Raw genomic sequence first — 20766 nt, forward strand, 5'->3', positions numbered from 1 at the left:
AAGGCAAAAACAAAATGAGTGTATTAAATGCAGTAAGAAACAAGTTGATCCATATTGCAATGGCTTTAATTAAAAATAAAACCTATTATCAAAATCGTTTGGAATTGTCATAGAAATCGAACTGACGTGGTAACTGTGCATTTAAAGTTATAAATCTTATTAGAATCACCACCAAAATTTATTTTCAATTCATTCCCTAAACTTTAAATTGTAACGAGACGTCACTTCGTGTATCGAGAAGTTCTCGATATGGTTTTTTCGGCTACCGCCTTAAAACCTATTCGAACTGACAGATTATTAATATCTTTTAGAAATGAAACAAGGTTTACGCTATTTCCTGAAATTTCTTCTAATCCTGATCGCACCGCCCGTGATTTACCTGGTTTTGGCTTTAATTGGAACTGTTATTCCTGTCAATTCTAACTCAGAAACTGAAAACGCGGATATTGAAATCTATCTTCTGAAACAGGATATGCATACCGATATTTTGCTCCCGGTAAAGTCTGAAATTATTAGATGGGATAGCATTTTTAAACCGGAACATACTTTGTCGCAAACGCCCTATCCGGAGTTTATCGGCTTTGGCTGGGGAGATCTTAATTTTTACAGGAATACACCGCAGTGGGAAGACCTAAAACTCAAGGTCGCTTTTAAAGCACTGTTTTTAAAATCGCAAAGCGCCTTGCATACCCGGTTTTTTCGAAAAGTGCCAAACTCAGAAAACCTGGTAAAAATTTTGGTTACTGAAGATCAATACAGAAAGTTGAGTCGATATATTTTAGAAACGGTAAATGTGGAAAATACCGGGCAAATTCAACCGGTACCAGATTTAAATTATTACCGGGATGACGCGTTCTATTCAGCTGAAACTTCCTTTCACCTCTTTAAAACCTGTAATACCTGGACGAATTCAGCCTTAAAAGCTTCCGGACTTAAAGCCTGTTTATGGACACCTTTTCCGCAGGGAATATTTTATCAATACAGATAAGGAAGTTCAAGGTTTAAGGTTTAAGGTTTAAGGTTTAAGAAATAAACTTTTCAATTTACAATATACAGTATACAACCTTTAAACAGTTTTAACTTTCAGCTCTTTCCTAACCGGTTTTGGAGCTGCGTGTATTGGTTCGGCATAAAGGTCGAAATCTGCAGCATCGGTTACTTTAACTTCGTAGAATTCCCCGGTTTTCAGGTAAATTGAAGTCGCATCGATTAGCACTTCGTTATCTACATCGGGAGAATCAAATTCGGTTCTTCCCACAAAATAATTCCCTTCTTTTCTATCCACTACTACTTTAAAAACCTGTCCGATCTTCTCCTGGTTCAATTCCCAGGAAATCTGGCTCTGGATTTCCATAATCTGGTTGGCGCGATCTTGTTTCACGTCTTGCGGTACATCGTCTTCCAGGTTATAAGCGTGCGTATTTTCTTCGTGGGAATAGGTAAAACAACCTAAACGCTCAAAACGCATCTCCTCTACCCAGTCTTTTAATTCCTCAAATTGCTCTTCGGTTTCGCCAGGATAGCCTACAATAAGGGTAGTCCTGATCGTCATTCCGGGAACGAATTTCCTGAAATCCCTAAGTAGTTTTGTAGTTTTTTCGTGCGTGGTCCCACGTCGCATAGATTTCAATAATTCGGTATTGATATGCTGCAGCGGAATATCGATATAATTACAAACCTTCGGTTCGCGCTTCATCACATCCAACACATCCATAGGGAAACCGGTTGGAAATGCATAATGCAAACGAATCCATTCAATACCTTCTACTTTCGCGAGGTTTTCCAGCAATTCAGCAAGGTTTCGTTTCTTGTATAGGTCGAGTCCGTAATAAGTTAAATCCTGCGCGATAAGGATCAATTCCTTTACCCCGTTTGCAGCAAGGTTTTTCGCTTCTTTTACCAGATCTTCAATCGGTGTCGACTTATGCCCGCCGCGCATCAAAGGAATAGCGCAAAAAGAACAGGGCCTGTCACATCCTTCGGCGATCTTTAGGTAAGCATAATTTTTTGGGGTAGTCGTTAAACGTTCGCCCAGCAATTCGTGTTTATAATCGGCTTCCAGGGCTTTTAATAGTCCGGGAAGTTCTGTAGTTCCAAAATACTGGTCAACATCGGGGATTTCCTTTTGTAAATCAGGCTTGTAGCGTTCGCTTAAACATCCGGTCACAAAAACCTTATCAACCTCACCCTGTTGTTTCTGCTCTACATATTCCAGAATGGTATTCACCGATTCTTCCTTGGCGTTGTCTATAAATCCGCAGGTATTAATCACCACAATATTGCCGTCCTGCTCGTGCACCACGTCTTTATTGTTGCCCTTTAGCTGCCCCATCAACACCTCACTATCATACACATTCTTGCTGCAACCAAGGGTTACTACATTAATACGGTTCTTCTTTATCGACTTTGTCCTCATACAATTCTATTTTTGACTACACAGACCTCACAGGTTTTGGAAACCTGTGAGGTCTCCGGTGACTTTATCCACCTTCTTAAAAGCGGGTGCAAAGATACAATCTATAATTTGAACTACAGCGGGTTAAAGCTTAATGCTGAAAATTACCGCATTAGGTATTTTTCGGGATTTTGTATCTTCCTGACTTAAAAACCGAAAACTATCCCATTAATGAAAAAATCCCTCCTGCCCGCTTTGTTTTTATTTTTCCTTTTGAATACACTAAACGCACAGCAGCGTGTTGAAGAACTTCCTCTTAAAATTGGTGTGATGGAGAGAGGAGAAATGAATGCGATTACCGATGTAAAAGGCGTTAAAGTGGGTCACACTACATTGGTGAAAGGCGAATCGGTGCGTACGGGTGTTACAGCAATTCTTCCGCACAGCGGGAATATTTTTCAGGAGAAAGTCCCCGCCGCGGTTTTTGTGGGAAATGGCTTCGGGAAACTGGCCGGCAGTACCCAGGTCAACGAACTCGGCAATCTGGAAACTCCTATAATACTCACCAATACTTTAAATGTTCCAACCGCAATGGACGCGGTGATAAAATATACCCTGAATCTGCCCGAAAATGAAGACGTACGCTCAGTAAACGCGGTGGTGGGCGAAACCAATGATGGCTATTTAAATGATATCCGTGGGCAATACGTGAAGAACGAAGATGTAATTTCAGCCATTCAAAATGCGAAAACAGGTAAAGTAGCTGAAGGAAATGTGGGGGCTGGTACCGGAACTATTGCTTTTGGCTATAAAGGCGGGATTGGAACTTCTTCCCGAAAACTACCCGAAAGCCTGGGCGGTTATACCCTGGGCGTTTTGGTACAAAGCAATTTTGGCGGCGTATTGCAAATTGCCGGGGTCCCTGTAGGGCAAAAGCTGGGGAAATATAGTTTTAATGATAATTTACTAAATAATGTAGACGGTTCCTGTATGATGGTGTTGGCTACCAATGCCCCACTGGACAACCGAAACCTGGAACGCCTGGCAAAACGGGCATTCCTGGGACTCGCAAAAACCGGCGGAATTGCTTCCAATGGCAGTGGCGATTATGTGATCGCTTTTTCTACTGCGGAAGGCTTAAGAATTCCGTATAAAATAGAAACCGAAACCTTAAAACAGGAAGTTGTCCCCAACGATTTGATGTCGCCGCTGTTTATGGCCGCCATTGAAGCTACTGAAGAAGCTATCTTAAACTCCCTTTTTATGGCCGAAACCACTATAGGTTTTAAAGGCAGGACCATACAAGCTTTACCAAAGAATGAAGTTTTAAAGTACCTAAAAGAGGCTGGGGTTTTGGAGGAGTAGTGCGATCGGGCGAGCGTGATTTTTCGTTAGGAAATAAGGCGTCGCAAGCGATCAAGAAATTTCGATTTAAAGCTAATCTAAACATCTTTGTTTTTATACAGTCTTAGCCACAGTTTTACTCAAGTAGTCTTTTATCAAAGAAATAATCTTCATTTCTTACTAAAGAAACATTTGAACTGAAATCGGGATGCTTAGTGTTTATTATGTAATTGTATTCTTTTGGGATAACAGCTGACGGTACTTTTAATACTAGAGATCTCTGTTCTTTGTACCATTTTGAACCTATATTTTGTAATTTATAATAAGCTTCTAATTTTCTCCAGTTTTTAGGCAGTTTTTTTATCGGGATTTGCTCATATAATTCTTCAATATCAGCAATCGATATTATCATTACTTCGTAGTTTGGAAGTGATTGCACTGAATTTCGATGAACAACTAATTCTAAAGTTGATAATGATCTTGATGAACCAGTATATATTACGTATTCTCCATCAAAATTCCATCTATTTGCGGAACCAGAACATGATAATTTCTTGGAGTAATTTATGTGAGAAATTCTAAATACTTCCATTAATTATGCGTTATCCCCGTATTCCATTCCAGTCAATCTATCTTCAATATATCTAATACCTGAAATTGTTTTAAAAAATTTTACAGGTGGTTCATTGTTAAAATGAAAATTAGGTTTTTCAAGCCATTCATTAAATTCTTCTTTTGAACCAAAAGCTCTTTCTCCTTGTTTATACAGAGATAACAATAAAATTAGCTTTTCTTTAAAATTTATATTGAAATTGGAATTCGAACTCCTATAACTTTGAAATGTTTTTTCGCTAATATCAAACCATTCGGATATTATTTTATCAGTAGAATGAGTCAATTCTTTAAAAAATTTTACTTGCTTCGTATCAAAATCTTTAGAATGAATATATATGACAACCTGGCTATCAGAAATGTTAGCAGGAATATCTTTGATTATATCGTTTGTCGCATTCACAATTTCTCTTTTTTTTAATATACGTAAAAACTCTTAATGGATAACGTAAATTTACTTTGAAAATTTTAGCTAACAATAGGATAAATAACATTGGTTTCTAAAACACAAATGAATCTTACACTATGAATCATATAATTCAAGTTCCTCGTCGGATTTCATGATATCTATAAGGTGCTTTTTCTGATCTTTTTTCATTTTTGCTTTATAAGCCGTCACATTTTCTAACAGAACCCGCCTGTGTTTTCCCACTTTATTAAAAGCAATTTCACCATCTTCCAGAGGTTTTACCAGGTGAGGACGGGAACATCCCAGAATTTCAGCAGCTTTTTTGAGTAGTAACTTCTGTAGCGTCCGGGACCAGGAAAAAAGGTTTTCCCTTGCTCATTACTTGAAGAATCTCCCCCAATAATTTTAAGGCACTTAACGGAATTTTTATCCGCTCTTCGGTCTCTTCTATTTCAATTTCAGGATTTTTAGATTTTAACTGAGCAATAGCAGAAGCCAAAGCATCGTAGGACTCTATCGCGATTTCCTGTTTTTTTATAGAAGGTTTCTTTATGTCTTTATTGGTTTTCATCTTAACAACAACATTTCATGATATCAATTTTAAACGAAATAAATATATAACTGATTGTTGAAACAGATTTTGGTCCTCCAAGGTTTTATTTGTACCGCATAGGTATTTGGTTTCCAGAACTGTATGGCTTATCATATACTCATGATGCCTGTTACATCTCATCTTACGAAAAAATAGTATTTTTAAAATAAAAAATGACTGACTACAGGAAATATATAATCATTGATCCAAATAAACGATTTGGGAAACCAATAATAGCAGGCACCCGGATTTCTGTGTATGACATATTGAACTGGTTGGCAAATGGAATGACTAAAAAGGAAATTATAAATGATTTTCCTGAGCTGGACGAAAATAAAATAAACGCCTGCCTCTCTTTTGCTGTAAATAGGGAAAACAGACTTAGAACCGCTTCGTGAAATTATTTGACTCTCTCTTTTTCCTCATCTTGTTTATTATCCCAAAAAGAAACTATTTCTATAACATTTCCTCTTACTTCATAAAAAATCAAATAGACCTTCATTGGGATAACCCTGGTCCTTTTGTTAGAAGTTAACCTCCCAATAAATTCATTTTTAGATAAAGTTTAATAAACCATTGGTTTGACTTAGGATTTTCAAGCTGTAAGTTGGAGTGCCGTTCCTTTCAAGATAAAATTCAAGAACCTGATGGAATTCTTCTTTGGCCGTATCTGACCAAATTATTTTTTTGCCAGCCATTTTTCCATTTCTGAAATAACAGCTTCATTGTTGGAATAGTGGCCATTCTCTATTTGCTCCGTCCCAATAGCAATTGCCTCTTCCTGTTCAGGTGACAATTGGTATAAGTCTTTCCCGGAGGCATCAAAAATTGTTTGAATAGCTTTTAAAAATTCTAAATCATTAGAATCCTTAATTCTGGAAATCAAATTATTTTTTATTTCAGCCGCCTTATCCATTTTAATTCTCTTTGCGTATTTTATCAAAAATACAGATTTTCAGTCAATTCCAGTTTCTCAAGTTTAAGTTTTATGTTACAAAAGATCAGATTTATTTCTACTCCACAGGTAGTAGAAAGCAAGAATTTTTATGGTTCCACATAGTTTTTAAGCTTATGGATTAGTTCATATTTGAAAGAACTTAATATATTCATACAAAATTATCCACTATTCAAATGATAGGGGAAAAAAATGACGATAATTATTTAAATGTAAAAGCACCTTGCGAATATTTTTTATCTATTTTTCCTTGTTTCAACTAACATCTTCTCTCAAAATATTCAAGGTATCCTATATGATTCTGAAGGCGATGAAGTGGCCAATTTTGATATTCGGAATAAGACAAAGGAACTTACTAAGAAAACCAATCATAGAGGATATTTTGAAATAGAAGCAGACATTGCAGACTCTATAATCTTGAATTCTATAACATATAGAGAGCACATTCTTTTGGCGTCTACAAATCATTTTATGGAAACAATTGTTGTTGAGCTCAAAACTGAAATAAATGAATTGAACGAAGTAAAACTATCTGGCCCAAATACCGTTATGACACCAAAAATCAACCTCATGCAAAAATCAACATCCTTAATTGTATTCGTTTTATTTTCAATTTTATTAGTATCCTGTGGTAAAGATTACAAAGAAGTTTCAGGCTCAGAATTCATCAATACCGTGTCCTGAAGTTGATGTAAATAATATTGAAATTAAGAAAGATGAACTAATGGTTCATACGGCTGAGGAAGAGACTTATAAAGTAAACCTCGGCTCCAGGAATTCAATAAAAAAACAGGAGTTTTTGAATGAAATAAAAGCAAAAAACCCGGGGATGACAGAAACATACGTAACGGAGTCCAACGAGCTTTTTTCCTCTTTTTTACTGTTATACCAGGCTTTATATCTTATTATTCCACTTTTGATCTTAGTACATATTATCCTGTTATGGATTGCCTTAAGAAGAATAATTAGATCTCAGATAGAGAGTACCGAAAAACTGGTTTATACCATTATTGCCCTGTTTTTCACGTTTTTTGGCCCTATAATCTATCTAACTACCGGCAAACGCTGATTGTTTTAAGGAGCCTAATTCATTATTAATCTTAATTCAAATCATTCAGGCGATTAAAAATCATTCTTATCCTAATTTTTATAGGGTTTCAAACTTTATATGGGCAAACAGCATATGGCATCAAAGGCGGGTTCAATTTATCCAAATACAATTCAGACCTGACTGATAACTATAGTTATAAGCCTGGATTTTATTTGGGAGGAACTGGGGAATTTGAACTTTAACATCTTTAATTTAAAACCAGAGATATTTTTCAGCTTTTAGGGTTCCAACATGAATACTAATATTTAATTATATGATTTTAAATGATCCTCAAGCTGAAAGGGTGGAAGTCTCAAAAATTCGCATCAATGTATACGCAATCAATGTTCCTGTTTTACTTGACTTTTCACTTTCTGATAGCTTCTACCTGGAAGCTGGGCCACAAGCCGTTATTTGTTCGTAACCTTTCGCACCAATAAAAGCCAGAGGACTAAAAAATTTCAATTAAGAACAAATACGGAAATTATACAGGCGAAAACGGCTATGTTTACCCTACATTAGCCGAATATGAGTAAGAAATTTATATTAGACACCTTAAAATTCAGGAAACATGAGTGAACCAATAAATATCTGTTTGTCTTGTGGTTTATGTTGTGATGGCACTTTAATTGGTTTTGTACAGCTCGATAATGAAGAGCTGTCACCATTAAGGCAGTTGATGGAAATTGAAGAAACAGATGAAAATGGATTGTTTTTTCTACCCTGTAATGAATTTGGCTGCAATGGTTGTAATATTTATTCTCAAAGACCGAAAGCATGTAGCAATTTTGAGTGTGGAGTTTTGAAATCCTTTGAAAAAAAGGAGTTGAGTTTTGATAAGGCTATTGAAGTGATTGATGTAGTTAAACAAAAAAAGATATCCATTGAAAAACAGGTAGCAACACTACAGATTGAACTACAATCCAAATCATTTCACTTTAAAATGCTCGAATTGAAAAAGTTGCTTCGGAAAAATAAGTCTGAATTATCCTTATCACAAAACCAACAGGAATTAATAGTGGAGCTCGAGGAACTTGAGAAGTTATTATCAAAGAGTTTTGGTGTTTCGTTTTAGTAAACAACTTCGGAGCAAGCTCACAAAGCATTATTATTAGAAAATATCATTTGTTTTCGAGGCAAGCCTCGGAGCATTTAATCTCGATTATCAAGTAAAAATAACTGGTGTTAAAAACGACTTATAAAAAATTCGGTTTAAGTGCGTAACGCAGCAGCATCCGTACTGGTTTTCTCCGCCAGGTTATTTATCTTGACTATTTAGAATAAATTGTTGAATTGCAGTCAAAACAAATGCCTGACTAATGAGGATTACAACTCGATAAAAAGAAGAATAAAACAAACCTGATTTAAGAATTTAAAGAAAGAATCATGAAGAAATTAAGCTTAAATGACGGAAATAAAATACCGGTAGTAGGATTGGGAACCTACAAAGCTACAAACCGGGAAGGAATTGAATCGGTTACAGCTGCTATTTCCAATGGCTATTCCCTAATAGACACGGCGGCAATATATGGAAATGAAGAAGCTGTTGGAAAAGGAATAAAAGCCAGCAGAGCTTTAAGAGAAGATATTTTTGTAACTACTAAGTTATGGCGGGAGAGTTTAGGCTATGAATCAGCTAAAAAAGAATTTGAAAAATCCTTGATAAGACTAGATCTAGACTACATTGATTTATATTTAATCCACTGGCCTGCTAATGCTAAAAATTACGACAACTGGCAAAAAACCAATGCCGATACCTGGCGGGCAATGGAAGAATTACAAGCTGAAGGCAAAATAAAATCTATAGGAGTAAGCAATTTTTTTCAGGAACATTTAGAAGCTTTATTTCAAACAGCCAATGTTATTCCGGCAATTAATCAAATAGAATTTCATCCAGGCTACTGGCAACAGGAATTAACAGAATACTGTAAAAAACAAAATATAGTAGTTGAGTCCTGGTCCCCTTTGGCAAGAGGAAAAGTATTTGAAAATGAAGTTCTGAAAGCAATCGCCAAAAAACATAACAAATCTGTTTCCCAGGTTTGTTTGCGATGGATTATTCAACACGATGTACTTGCGATCCCAAAATCTACATCGCCCAAAAGAATGCAAGAAAATATAGATCTATTCGATTTTGAACTGACACCAGCAGAAATGGAAAAAATTAACAAGCTTCCTCAAATGGGCTTTAGTGGAGAATTGCCTGACATCTGGCCAGACAGAGTTTAAGAAAAAATTGGCTTATATCTAACGAAAGCCAAAGTAAAAATAAACTTACGAATTAAAATCGCAAATAATTGTTTTTACCCTGCAACTTATACTAAAAGAGACCATTAGGAGTTTTACTACTGGCCTTTATAGGGGAAATATGACGCATAAAGAGATGTCTAGTATTTATTTATTTAACAAAAAAAAATTTGTATAGTTCAGCTGTTTCTTTGTATTTTCAAGGCTATGAATTTAAAAAAGAGCGCTTTTTTCATTGTTGTTTTAATCATTTTATCAAGTTGTTCTAAAGGGGATAGAGATTCCAGTGATGGAGTGCCTGGAGCCGGGCAGGATATTAAACCTTATAAAACTTTTAAAGATTTAGAAGCCATAAAAGAAGATGGCGTTTTACATGCGATAACCATATACAATTCCACGAGCTATTTTTTGTATAAAGGAGTACCTATGGGCTTTGAGTATGAATTATTATCCCGCCTGGCCGAAAACTTAGGCTTAAAGCTGAAAATCACAATAGCTAAAGATATCGATGACCTGTTTGATATGCTTAACAATGGCAAAGGTGATATAATTGCCTATGGCTTAACCATAACTGAGCCCAGAAAAAAACTCGTAAGTTTTACAGAAAATCATTACGTAACACACCAGGCTTTAGTACAGCGAATGCCCGATAACTGGCGCTCACTACCCGGCTACAAAATAGATAGACAGTTAATTTCAAACACGCTTGAATTAACAAACAATACCGTGTGGGTTAGAGAAAATTCATCTTATGCTGAAAGACTGAAAAACTTACAGGATGAGATTGGTGCTGACATTCCAATAGAACATATTGAAGGAAATGTTACTACAGATGAAATAATTAAAATGGTAGTGGATGGTGAAATTGAAAGAACAGTTGCAGATTACAACATTGCATCTATCAATAAAACCTACTATCCTATACTAGATATTGATACCAGGGTTTCGTTTTCTCAACGTATAGCCTGGGCGGTAAGACAGAATTCTCCCGACTTACTGAAAGCGATAAACAAATGGATAAACAAAGAGAAAAAGTCTGACGATTACTATGTGATTTATAATAAGTATTTTAAAAATTCCAGGTCTAACAGGAGGAGGATTAGAAGTGATTTTAACAGTAAAAATAGTAATAAGATAAGTCAGTACGATGATATTATTAAAGAAAATGCTTCTGAAATAGGATGGGATTGGCGTTTCCTTTCTTCTCAAGTCTACCAGGAATCCAGGTTTGAGCCTAATGCAGAGTCATGGGCGGGTGCATCCGGACTAATACAATTAATGCCGGAAACGGCAAAAGAAGTTGGCGTAAGCAACACTCACAATCCAGAAGAAAATCTAAGAGGAGGCGTAAAGTATTTAGATATGATGCGTGATAATTTTGAAGCTGTAGAAGATTCAATCCAAAAAGTAAAGTTCACTTTAGCCGCCTTCAACTGTGGTGCCGGTCACGTTTTTGATGCTATGCGCCTGGCAGAAAAGAATGGGAAAAACCCGAATATCTGGGACGAAAATGTAGAAGAATATATACTGAAATTAAAGGATAAGAAATATTATCTTGATGATGTGGTTAAATATGGTTTTGTGAGGGGAACAGAACCATACAACTACGTAAAAGATATATTTTTACGCTACGAGCACTATAAAAAGTTTATTGAAAAATAAACCTAACTTTAGAGGTATTCGCACCTTATTTGCCTTTTCCAATAAAATCCACTTTTTACTATTTCCTTAAGAAAAAAGTTAAAAACCTGTTGGTAAAATAGCCGGGATTTTACGGTTTTCCACAGTTTTAGGCGTTGGGATTTATATATATTTGAAGGAATCCTATCTCGTCTATAAGTACAGATAAATGATTAAATAATAGAGGATATAACGAGTTATACCTAATTTTAAAATAGAAATTTTTTCGGTTCAAACAGTTTTCTTACAAGTTTATGCATATTAGTATAAGCCGATAGGTCATATGGTTTAGTGCCTCTAGCCAAATCGTTTTCTACTTGATTATCTAACCAATCTCCATTCTTGATTGCAGTACCTATTTTATCTTTTAATTCCAAAAAGCAATTAGTAGACTTTTCATAATCCGCTAAATGATTCTTCTTAATATAAGATATTACATCATCACACTTTTTGAATCCAATAGTGGTTTTTTCGAAATGAAGTAGAACCCAATATTCGAAACAGATTACAGAAAGAGCTACTTTAATTTTACTTGTATAAGCCATATCAACAGCTCTATCAAGATTAGCGTGACCATCTTTATCTAAGACTATCCAAACTTCATCATAAGGATTTCGATCTCTTTTAGCTTTTTTCCTTCTTTCCTTTGCTTCGGTAACTAGGCCTACAGGACTGAAATCTCGCGGTTGATAAATTTCAATATCTACTGCTGCAAGGTCCCTTTTGGTTTTTTCATCTTTTTTAAATGAATCTAAATATAACAAGGAAGATTTTTTGTCCTCACATAAGATTAGAATTCTCTTGGATACCTGTATCAAAATTATAACTCTAAATTTAATTCACTTAATACTGGAATCGCTCTATATCTTCCACTTAGATACCATCGATCTATTGGAACATCTTTCCTGACGCCTTTGATATCACTTAATTTATATAATATGCTTCCGCCTTCAAATTCTTTGTCTACGAAACAGATTTGGTCCCTTCTAAATAAATCATTATCCAAAAGTGTACTATCGTGAGTAGCAAAAATTAATTGAGCATTTTTTGGATTATTTTCCTTGCTATGAAATAATTTGATTAACATTTTAGACAATAATGGATGTAAACCCTTATCCAATTCATCAATTACAATTACACCACCATCTTCTAGGGTGCTAATTATTAAACTACCAATCGTTAAAAGCTTCTTAGTTCCAAAAGATTCTTCTTCAAGATCAAGATACTCTTGGCCAATTTCTTTATCATTATCAAATAATTTATGATTGGTCTTTACATTGTATTTATATCTCTCAATAAAGTTTTCTTTAATTTCATCAGGAATATTTTCAGGAAACTTAAAATTATCCGAATCGTTTTTCGATATATCGAAATCAGCAATATTGGTATCTGCGGCTTTTAAAAGTTTTAAAATATTAGAACGCAATTTATTATCGCTTAGCATCATTTCCGAAAATGCTCGAATCACTGTTTTATCGTATTCTGTATCGTGAATAGTTGAAACGTAGAAATATCTGGTGAAAAATAAATATACTTCACTCAAATATTTAATCTTACTTGATGCTGCTTTTGAGATAAATAATTGGTTATTTAATAAATTATCTTCTATAGCCTTTTTTGAGCCTTTATAATATTCTCCATAATTTATTTTACCCTTATTTCTAATAAATAATTTAGATTTAACCCCTTCAGGATAAAAATGTAGACTTTCGTAAGAAATTTCTTTTTCTAAGTACTTAATAGTATAATTGAATCTGTACTTACTTTCTGGAACAATAAAATCGATACTAAAATTTACACTCTCTTTCGATTTTTTCTTATCAAATCTAAAAGGCTCATAGGCATCAATACTTTGATCAACTTTATAGTCACTAGAATTCTCAATCATATAAGTCAATGCTTTAAAAGCCATTAAAACATTACTTTTTCCAGATGCATTTCTCCCATATAAAATTAATGATTTGAGAAGGGAGTTTTTACCCTCCTTAAATGAATTATATGGAAGATGATCTTCTTTAATTCTATTAGATTCAGTAAAATCCAATATCAATGGATCTTTAATTGATCTAAAGTTCTCAACTTTAAAAGATAAAATCATATTCAAGTTCGGATTAACCTTATTCATTGCGAAAATAATGCAAAAAACAATAATAAACATTATTATTAAGTAAATTTTAAAACTAGGTATAACAACGACTCATCGCGAATAACGGGTATTATCGAAAAAGAATAATTTTAGAAACCAAGAAAGAAATGGTTAATCCGACAAGTCCACATCCCTTACTCCACCTGCAAGTGTAAGCTTCCCTTAATTAGAACTGCCTAATTGTTCAGAAATATAGTTTTTACCGTCAAAATACCCGAAAATATTACTAAAACCAGGTTCTAATCTATTGATTAGGACTACTGTGTAAATTACCCCCTCGTCCTCTCTATAAAAGCCTCCTGTAATTTTTTAGTAACACTATCTTTTTGGGCGGTGTAGACTTTTTTGTCTTTGTGGGTAATGGAGCTTATGGGAATAATTTGCGTGGTGGTGCCGGTTACAAAAATTTCTTCTACTTCTACCAGTTCATCTATATGTACGGCTTTTTCAACCACTTTTATGTTTAAGTCGGCGCAGATGTTAATCACTTCAGCGCGGGTAATCCCGGAGAGAATTTTATGACCTTCAGGATGGGTATGCAACACCCCGTATTTTACAAAAAACAGGCTGGAGTGAGAACCTTCGGTAAAATAGCCTTTGCGTACCAGGAGGTTTTCGGCAAAACCGGCAGCGATCGCTTCTTCGTTGGCCATCACATTCGCCAAAAGTGCTGTCGACTTAATATCGCAGCGATGCCAGCGTTTATCTTCGGTGGCGATTACTTCCCAGGTTTTCTTTTCAAAACCTTCTAAAGTCACGGGAAAGGCATATAGCAAGAGGGTGGTTTCTATCTTTTCGGGAATAAAATGGCTCCTGGCCGCTGTTCCCCTACTTACCTGGATATAAACCGCAGCATCAACTTCATTTAAACCGGCGCGGTCTATGGCTTCGTACATCAATTCTTCCAGCGCATAAGCATCAAAAGAAACCTGGATCTCGTCCAGGCAATATTGCAGGCGTTTCAGGTGTTCATTAAGCTTAAAAGCATTTCCTTTATAAAATGGGGTTACTTCGTAAATTCCGTCGCCAAACATAAACGCCCGGTCAAAAACCGACACAAAAGCCTCATCGGGTTTTAGCCATTTTCCGTTTAAATAAACTTCCGAAGGGTACTTTTTTTCAGGTTTCATAATAACTTTGCACTTACTATTAATATTCTTCATTTTTTCCATTGATGAAAAAACGAAGCAAAAAAATCTAGGCTTACGAAACTTTATCTAAATTTTTCGCTCGACACCTAAATTTTAGGAACTCGCCTCTCTAATTCAACTAGAAAGAAAAAGACGTTTGGCTCAAACAGCCTAAAATTTTACGGTGCTTTCGCTTCAAATTTTACGATAAATTTTCGATAGGCCATTAAATCAAAAAGGCCTTTAACTCTATAAAAATAGCTAACAATAAAACTCAAAAAAATATTTGGAACGTTTTATTTCCTAAAACATTTATTTTAACTAAAATACTGGTGCAATTGCTGCAGCCATTGCATTTCGTAATAGCGAACTATGCTTATTACAATTACCCCGGCGCCTACATAAACCCAGGAGTAGGAATCGCGTTTAAGCATAATCCCGCCCACCACGGCAAAAATCACAAAAGGGATGGCCATAATAAGGTTTGGCAACGGCCAGGCATCACGAAATACCACGGCAATGATCTTCATAGCACCATAAAAAATGCTGTAAAAAAAAATGATCTTGCAAATGAGTGATTTTAAATTTCGTTGCCTCATTTACTCGTAATTTTTTGGGGATTGCCGGCGGTTAGAAGCCTTCTCGTAAGCAAAAGCCCACTGGTAAAGTTTTTCTTCCTCAGACGATTTTGCGATAAAAGTCAGGCCTTTAGGCGCGCCTTCTTCGCTGTAACCCATAGGCACGGTAATCGCGGGGTAATGTGCTGCAGCAGCAAAACCTGCATGATAATTATTGATGGATAGAATTCCGTCTAAATTATGTTCCTTTATTGGCCTGTTAAAATACTTTCTGCCTTTTTCCATCAACTCGCTTTTTAGGGATTCCAAATCGGTGGAATCTGATTCCTTTAAAATTCCTTCAAATAAAGCCTGGCCATAAGGCATTCTTCTCGTGGAATCTTCAATATTAAATTTCACAACATCTTCTACGGAAGTAAATCCTGTTTCACCTCCATATTGCTCAAAATATTCCGGCAGGTCTTTTTTCATATCCAGGCTTAACAAACTCCGAAAATTATCCAGCTGAATTTCTTCGGCTTCAAATTCCACTATCTCGGCTCCTGCACTTTTAAGATCGTTTACCGCACGATTGTAAAGCGAATCTTCTTCCATTAATTGCTTAAACGCACCAAAGCGTTTTCCTTCAAGGCCTGTATTTTCAAAATTGAAATCGGTTTTTTCTACTTCAACAGATAAAGCATCTTCAGGATCCAAACCGGTCATTGCCGAATACAGGATCGCGTTGTCTACCACAGATTTTGTAATTGGTCCGGGCGTATCTAAATGACTTGAAATAGGAACAATCCCACCCCGGCTTAAATTCCCGATAGTTGGTTTTAAGCCCACTACCGAGTTCTGGCTCGAAGGAGAAAGAATAGAACCCGAAGTTTCAGAACCTATCGCTACCGGCGCAAGATTTGCCGTTACAGCAACCGCACTACCGGAACTGGAACCACCGGTATCAAAGATCTTTCTTCCGTAAGGGTTTAAGGTTTGTCCGCCAATGGCCGAATAACCGCTTGGACAATCGCCACAAAAGAAATAAGCCCATTCACTAAGATTAGCCTTTCCTAAAATAAGCGCACCGTTTTCTTTTAATTTCTGAACGATAAAAGCATCATCGGTCTGGTTGTCCTGCAAAGCTATAGCTCCGGCAGTAGTTGGAATACCTTTGGTATTGATATTATCCTTTAGCAACACCGGAATTCCGGTAATAAGATGATTATCTTCAGAATTTTTAAGTTCTTCATCCTTCTGCCGGGCTTCTTCCAACAAATTAGGATTTAAAGAAATAACCGAATTTAAAGAAAGTTCATTTTCACGGTCAAATTCTTTAATTCGGTACAGGTAGAACAAAGAAAGTTCCTCGTAAGTAAGATCTCCATTTTTTATCGCGTCCTGGATTTCAGGAATATTCTTATCGTAAATAAGCGGTTTTACAGCTTCGTATTTTTCTTCAGAAAATTCAGCTAAATCACTTTCAAAAGGCGCCCATAAAGAATCCCGGGAGATATTTTCAGAATCTAAAACTTTAAACTTTTCTTCTGTTTTTAGAGAATCAGGGGTTTCAGTATTTTCATCATTTGAATTTTTATCATTTCCGCAGGAAAAAAAAGCGGGAAGCAAAAGTAGGAGTAAAAGTCTTTTCATCTATTTATGAATTTTAAGTTTTTATTGGAAATTAATTAGCTGCCTGTAATTATTAACCGGTGTATTGCCAGTTATTTACGTCCGGCATCAGGCTGGTTTATTGTTTAAAGAAAGAATCTACAAATTCGTATTTATTGAACACCTGTAAATCTTCTACACCCTCACCTACTCCAATATATTTTACAGGAATTTTAAACTGGTCACTGATACCAATCACCACTCCGCCTTTTGCGGTACCGTCCAGTTTTGTTACGGCAAGGGAAGTCACCTCTGTAGCCGCTGTAAACTGTTTAGCCTGCTCGAAAGCATTCTGGCCGGTAGAACCATCTAAAACCAACAAAACCTCGTGAGGAGCATTAGGAATCACCTTTTGCATCACGCGTTTTACTTTGGTGAGCTCGTTCATTAAATTCACTTTATTATGCAATCTCCCGGCGGTATCAATTAGCACCACATCGGCATCCTGTTTAACGGCGCTTTGCACGGTATCAAAAGCTACCGAAGCAGGATCACTACCCATACTTTGTTTTACGATAGGTACATCGGTCCTATCTGCCCAGATTTGTAACTGGTCTATGGCGGCCGCCCTAAAGGTATCGGCTGCACCTAAAACCACCTTTTTTCCGGCGCTTTTAAACTGGTGTGCGAGTTTCCCAATGGTGGTGGTTTTACCTACCCCGTTTACGCCAACTACCATAATCACGTATGGTTTTACATCGGGTAACTGGATATTAGCGGCTTCCCCGGTTTCAGATTCAGAAAGTAATCCGGCAATTTCTTCGCGAAGTATTTTATTAAGCTCGTCGGTACCCAGGTATTTATCGCGGGCCACGCGATCTTCAATTCGGTTAATGATCTTAATGGTGGTAGCTACACCAACATCGCTGCTTACCAGTACGTCTTCAAGATCATCTAAAACCTCTTCATCTACTTTGGTTTTTCCGGCAACGGCCTTACTCATCTTAGACATAAAGCTGGTAGTGGTTTTCTCCAGCCCCTTATCCAGGTTTTCCTTTTTGTCTTTTGAAAATATCTTTTTAAATAAACTCATTTTTTGGAAGGTTTAAAAATCAACAAATTGACAGAACGCTTTCTAAGAAACTAAAATCTTTGCATCAACTGAGGCAGTAGGCTTCAAAACATCTCGACGGCGCTCGATGTGACAACTTAATTTTTAGTGCTTAGAATTCGTTATCAAATCATAAATTCCGGAAATGCTTTCCCGAAATTTTCAGTTGTAAATATACATAAATTACTACTGGGCAGGCCCACGAACCATTAAGAAGAAATAATTTACAATTTAAAAACAGGTCTGGGAGCATTTAAAACTCGATTATCGAGTAAAAACAAAAAGCCGTCCAGAGGTTATCCAGACGGCTTTGTAAATGTTTTCAAGGAAGTTTGCTCGAATTACTTTTTCTTCAAAAAGTCGTTCACGTCTTCCGGTGCCATAATTTGTTCAACAAAAGTATAGGCGCCAGACTTTGGAGATTTAACCATTTTAATTGCTTTGGTTAATCTCTTAGCTCCTGTTTGTATCGTTCCTACTGATTTCTTAGCCATAACTTAATTATTTTATCTCTTTATGAACCGTCATTTTCTTAAGGATTGGATTAAATTTCTTTAGCTCCAATCTATCCGGTGTATTCTTTTTATTCTTGGTAGATATGTATCTTGAAGTTCCCGGTTTTCCGGTTCCTTTATGCTCTGTACACTCTAGTATAACCTGTACCCTGTTGCCTTTCTTTGCCATTGTAATGTGTTTTTATGCTTAAGGATTATTTCTTCAAAAATCCTTTTTCTCTTGCTTCTTTAATTACAGCTGAGATGCCTTTTTTATTAATATCTTTAAGTGCAGATGTAGATACCTTTAAAGTCACCCATTTATCTTCCTCAGGAATAAAAAAACGTTTCTTTACCAAATTGGCATTAAATCTACGTTTGGTTTTGTTCATAGCGTGAGAAACATTGTTCCCAACCATTGCTCTTTTACCAGTAAGTTCACAAACTCTTGACATTGTTCTATTCTTTTCTCGTTATTTCAAAACAGGCTGCAAATTAACGATTTTTTCACCTAACAAACAATATTAATTTAAAAAAATATTCAGGGTTTCTGAAATTTTAAAATCTATGCTACTTTTAAACAAAAAACTCTCTGTTTTCAATCTGTTGGGATGCTACCGGATTATTTCTCGGGGAAAATTTAGTCTTTTCTATACCGATAATTTATTTAAACTTCTGAAATTCAAATCTTCAAAAAAGCGATTTTAACTAATTTAAATTGAATTATAAGTTTTCCGGATGCATATTACTCACTAATTTTTTTATTCCCAGCTAATGATTTGCAGATTTATCCCGGGCTTATTTGTTTTGTCGAAACAGCTCTTCCCGAATCAGTTCCATACTTTTATTCACCGCTTTACCAATCACTTTGTCGCGATGATTTCCGAAGATAAATTTTTTCGCGTAAACCTCATCTGGTGTTGCAATTCCTATAAAAACGGTACCGATTTCGGCATCGCTGTCGCCTTTTGTCGGGCCGGCATTTCCGGTGGTAGAAATCGCATAATCGGTTTTAAAAAGCTCCCTGGCATTTTTAGCCATTGCAATCGCTACTTCTTCACTCACCACCGAGTATTCTTCAATAAGCTTTTTGTCTATTTTCAGGATATCCTCCTTAGAACTTGTGGCGTAACTCACCACGCTTCCTTTATAATAATTGGAAGCTCCCGGAGGGGTGGCAAATAAACCGGCCAGTTTCCCACCGGTGCAACTTTCAGCAGTTGCAATACTCGCGTGGGCTTTTATTAGTAACCTTGAAATTTGTATTTCTATAGGTTCATCTTCTTCATAACCTACAATGATGTCGCCTATAATCCCGTGTAGATCGGTGATCAGGCTTTCTACACTGTTTTTAAGGTGCTCTTCGTTATCGCCTTTAGCCGTTAAACGCAAACGCACACGCCCCAGGTTTGGTAAATAAGCCAGTTTAATATATGGTGGCAAACTGTTTTCCCAGTCTTCAATTTTATCGGCGATGGCACTTTCGCCCATTCCGTAGGTCAATACGGTTTTATGAAGTATAACCGGTCTTTTAAAAGTTTGCTGAAGTCTTGGCACTACCTCGTCTTCAATTAAAGCTTTCATTTCAAAAGGAACCCCCGGAAGCGACACATAAGCTTTCCCTTCACTATCAAACCACATTCCAGCCGCGGTGCCGTACTTATTCTTTAGAGCGACCGCTTTAGAAGGAAGCATGGCCTGCTGCCGGTTAAGATCTGAAATTGGGGTATCTATATATTTATCGAAAAGGTATTCTATATGCTTAAGTACTTCCTCGTTGTTTATGAGCTTATCTTCAAAGAATTCACATAAACAATCTTTGGTTATATCGTCTTTGGTGGGACCCAGGCCGCCGGTGATAATAATGATATCGGCACGACTTTTTGCTTCGTATAAAGCCTCCAGGATATGACTTTTCTCGTCTTCTACCGTAGAAATTTGTTTTACCGAAATACCAATTTTATTCAGTTCTTTAGCGATAAAAGCTGAATTGGTATCTAAAATTTGACCAATGAGGATCTCATCACCAATGGTAATTATTTCTGCTTTCATTCCAGTTCAAAATCTCTTTTAAGAGCAATAGTGGCCACATTTACTTTCTTGGTGATCTTAGAGGCGGCCTGCGGCACATCGCCCTTTTTCTTACCTGCTTTAGCCCAGGCTTCTATCACTTTTACCTCCTCCATAAGTTCCAGGCCGAACAGTTGTAGGTTAGGCTTCATTTTATGGGCATATTGATAAGCCAGGTTAGGATTATCGTTAGAAATAGCATCGTTCATCGCTTCTACATCTTGCGGAATTTCCTCTAAAAAAGTTTGTACCACTACTTTCATGAAATCTTCGTCGCCACCGGCCATTTCCTTAACTTCACTTAAATTGTAGTTACTCATATT

General features: G+C 36.3%; 24 protein-coding genes. 7 read left to right on the forward strand and 17 right to left on the reverse strand.

From position 1 onward, the window contains the following. Nucleotides 1-313: 313 nt before the first annotated feature. Entirely contained in the window at nt 314-988 is a 675-nt protein-coding gene (locus tag LB467_RS06820; protein WP_224473286.1) for a TIGR02117 family protein, read from the forward strand. Nucleotides 989-1066: 78 nt separating this feature from the next. Here the strand turns inward: LB467_RS06820 and rimO are convergent, their stop codons facing one another. Then, the gene (gene rimO, locus LB467_RS06825) at nt 1067-2416 is read right to left on the reverse strand and encodes a 30S ribosomal protein S12 methylthiotransferase RimO (protein WP_224473287.1); all 1350 of its coding nucleotides are present in this window, start codon (nt 2414-2416) and stop codon (nt 1067-1069) included. Nucleotides 2417-2626: 210 nt separating this feature from the next. Between rimO and LB467_RS06830 the strand changes: the two genes are divergently transcribed. Further along, on the forward strand, nt 2627-3760 hold the full coding sequence (locus LB467_RS06830; RefSeq protein WP_224473288.1) for a P1 family peptidase: 1134 nt from the start codon (nt 2627-2629) through the stop codon (nt 3758-3760). Between the two features lie 115 nt (nt 3761-3875). On the opposite strand, the gene LB467_RS06835 is transcribed toward LB467_RS06830, so the two are convergent. The 4 genes from LB467_RS06835 to LB467_RS06850 form a co-directional block, all read right to left on the reverse strand. Continuing rightward, nucleotides 3876-4331 carry an RES family NAD+ phosphorylase gene (locus LB467_RS06835; RefSeq protein WP_224473289.1) on the reverse strand — a complete coding sequence of 152 codons (456 nt, stop codon included), beginning with the start codon at nt 4329-4331 and terminating at the stop codon, nt 3876-3878. Between the two features lie 3 nt (nt 4332-4334). Beyond that, the gene (locus LB467_RS19305) at nt 4335-4754 is read right to left on the reverse strand and encodes an antitoxin Xre/MbcA/ParS toxin-binding domain-containing protein (protein WP_224473290.1); all 420 of its coding nucleotides are present in this window, start codon (nt 4752-4754) and stop codon (nt 4335-4337) included. Nucleotides 4755-4874: 120 nt separating this feature from the next. Further along, complete coding sequence (locus tag LB467_RS19435; RefSeq protein ID WP_224473399.1) at nt 4875-5069, reverse strand: excisionase family DNA-binding protein; 195 nt, start codon at nt 5067-5069, stop codon at nt 4875-4877. Nucleotide 5070: 1 nt separating this feature from the next. After that, a complete protein-coding gene (locus LB467_RS06850) occupies nt 5071-5331 on the reverse strand; it encodes a hypothetical protein (RefSeq protein ID WP_224473291.1) in 261 nt (86 codons plus the stop codon). Nucleotides 5332-5525: 194 nt separating this feature from the next. Here LB467_RS06850 and LB467_RS06855 point away from each other — a divergent pair, with 194 nt between their 5' ends. Beyond that, nucleotides 5526-5750, forward strand: a complete 225-nt coding sequence (locus LB467_RS06855; protein WP_224473292.1) for a DUF433 domain-containing protein — start codon at nt 5526-5528, stop codon at nt 5748-5750. A 281-nt stretch (nt 5751-6031) separates the two neighbouring features. Here LB467_RS06855 and LB467_RS06860 read toward each other — a convergent pair whose 3' ends face one another. Then, nucleotides 6032-6268 carry a hypothetical protein gene (locus LB467_RS06860; protein WP_224473293.1) on the reverse strand — a complete coding sequence of 79 codons (237 nt, stop codon included), beginning with the start codon at nt 6266-6268 and terminating at the stop codon, nt 6032-6034. A gap of 667 nt (nt 6269-6935) precedes the next feature. Here LB467_RS06860 and LB467_RS19310 point away from each other — a divergent pair. From LB467_RS19310 to LB467_RS06880, 4 genes are all read left to right on the forward strand, one after another. Further along, complete coding sequence (locus LB467_RS19310) at nt 6936-7376, forward strand: PLD nuclease N-terminal domain-containing protein (RefSeq protein ID WP_224473294.1); 441 nt, start codon at nt 6936-6938, stop codon at nt 7374-7376. A gap of 592 nt (nt 7377-7968) precedes the next feature. Then, nucleotides 7969-8472 (forward strand): YkgJ family cysteine cluster protein, encoded by a 504-nt coding sequence (locus LB467_RS06870; protein WP_224473295.1) that lies wholly within the window; start codon nt 7969-7971, stop codon nt 8470-8472. A gap of 311 nt (nt 8473-8783) precedes the next feature. Beyond that, nucleotides 8784-9626, forward strand: a complete 843-nt coding sequence (locus tag LB467_RS06875) for an aldo/keto reductase (protein WP_224473296.1) — start codon at nt 8784-8786, stop codon at nt 9624-9626. A 225-nt stretch (nt 9627-9851) separates the two neighbouring features. Beyond that, a complete protein-coding gene (locus LB467_RS06880) occupies nt 9852-11306 on the forward strand; it encodes an MltF family protein (RefSeq protein ID WP_224473297.1) in 1455 nt (484 codons plus the stop codon). Nucleotides 11307-11533: 227 nt separating this feature from the next. Here LB467_RS06880 and LB467_RS06885 read toward each other — a convergent pair whose 3' ends face one another. The 11 genes from LB467_RS06885 to LB467_RS06935 all read right to left on the reverse strand — a co-directional run bounded on the left by LB467_RS06885 (nt 11534) and on the right by LB467_RS06935 (nt 20763). After that, complete coding sequence (locus tag LB467_RS06885; protein WP_224473298.1) at nt 11534-12142, reverse strand: RloB family protein; 609 nt, start codon at nt 12140-12142, stop codon at nt 11534-11536. A gap of 2 nt (nt 12143-12144) precedes the next feature. Next, nucleotides 12145-13422 (reverse strand): AAA family ATPase, encoded by a 1278-nt coding sequence (locus LB467_RS06890; protein WP_224473299.1) that lies wholly within the window; start codon nt 13420-13422, stop codon nt 12145-12147. Between the two features lie 317 nt (nt 13423-13739). Continuing rightward, nucleotides 13740-14633 (reverse strand): aminotransferase class IV, encoded by an 894-nt coding sequence (locus LB467_RS06895; protein WP_224473300.1) that lies wholly within the window; start codon nt 14631-14633, stop codon nt 13740-13742. A 284-nt stretch (nt 14634-14917) separates the two neighbouring features. Beyond that, nucleotides 14918-15199: a hypothetical protein gene (locus LB467_RS06900; RefSeq protein ID WP_224473301.1), complete on the reverse strand. Its 282-nt coding sequence runs from the start codon at nt 15197-15199 to the stop codon at nt 14918-14920. Then, nucleotides 15200-16810 carry an amidase family protein gene (locus LB467_RS06905; protein ID WP_224473302.1) on the reverse strand — a complete coding sequence of 537 codons (1611 nt, stop codon included), beginning with the start codon at nt 16808-16810 and terminating at the stop codon, nt 15200-15202. Nucleotides 16811-16907: 97 nt separating this feature from the next. Next, nucleotides 16908-17861 (reverse strand): signal recognition particle-docking protein FtsY, encoded by a 954-nt coding sequence (ftsY, locus tag LB467_RS06910; protein ID WP_224473303.1) that lies wholly within the window; start codon nt 17859-17861, stop codon nt 16908-16910. 359 nt (nt 17862-18220) lie between these two features. After that, nucleotides 18221-18373 carry a DUF4295 domain-containing protein gene (locus tag LB467_RS06915; protein ID WP_224473304.1) on the reverse strand — a complete coding sequence of 51 codons (153 nt, stop codon included), beginning with the start codon at nt 18371-18373 and terminating at the stop codon, nt 18221-18223. Nucleotides 18374-18380: 7 nt separating this feature from the next. Beyond that, complete coding sequence (gene rpmG, locus LB467_RS06920) at nt 18381-18563, reverse strand: 50S ribosomal protein L33 (protein WP_224473305.1); 183 nt, start codon at nt 18561-18563, stop codon at nt 18381-18383. 25 nt (nt 18564-18588) lie between these two features. Continuing rightward, nucleotides 18589-18828, reverse strand: coding sequence for a 50S ribosomal protein L28 (gene rpmB, locus LB467_RS06925; protein ID WP_057480126.1), 240 nt, complete (start codon nt 18826-18828; stop codon nt 18589-18591). Nucleotides 18829-19171: 343 nt separating this feature from the next. Beyond that, entirely contained in the window at nt 19172-20425 is a 1254-nt protein-coding gene (locus LB467_RS06930) for a competence/damage-inducible protein A (protein WP_224473306.1), read from the reverse strand. After that, nucleotides 20422-20763 carry an Hpt domain-containing protein gene (locus tag LB467_RS06935; RefSeq protein ID WP_224473307.1) on the reverse strand — a complete coding sequence of 114 codons (342 nt, stop codon included), beginning with the start codon at nt 20761-20763 and terminating at the stop codon, nt 20422-20424. Before LB467_RS06935 ends, LB467_RS06930 begins: the two co-directional genes overlap by 4 nt. Between the last annotated feature and the right edge of the window lie 3 nt (nt 20764-20766).

It is taken from the genome of Salegentibacter tibetensis (assembly GCF_020164485.1).
GTDB classification, from domain to species: Bacteria; Bacteroidota; Bacteroidia; order Flavobacteriales; family Flavobacteriaceae; genus Salegentibacter; species Salegentibacter tibetensis.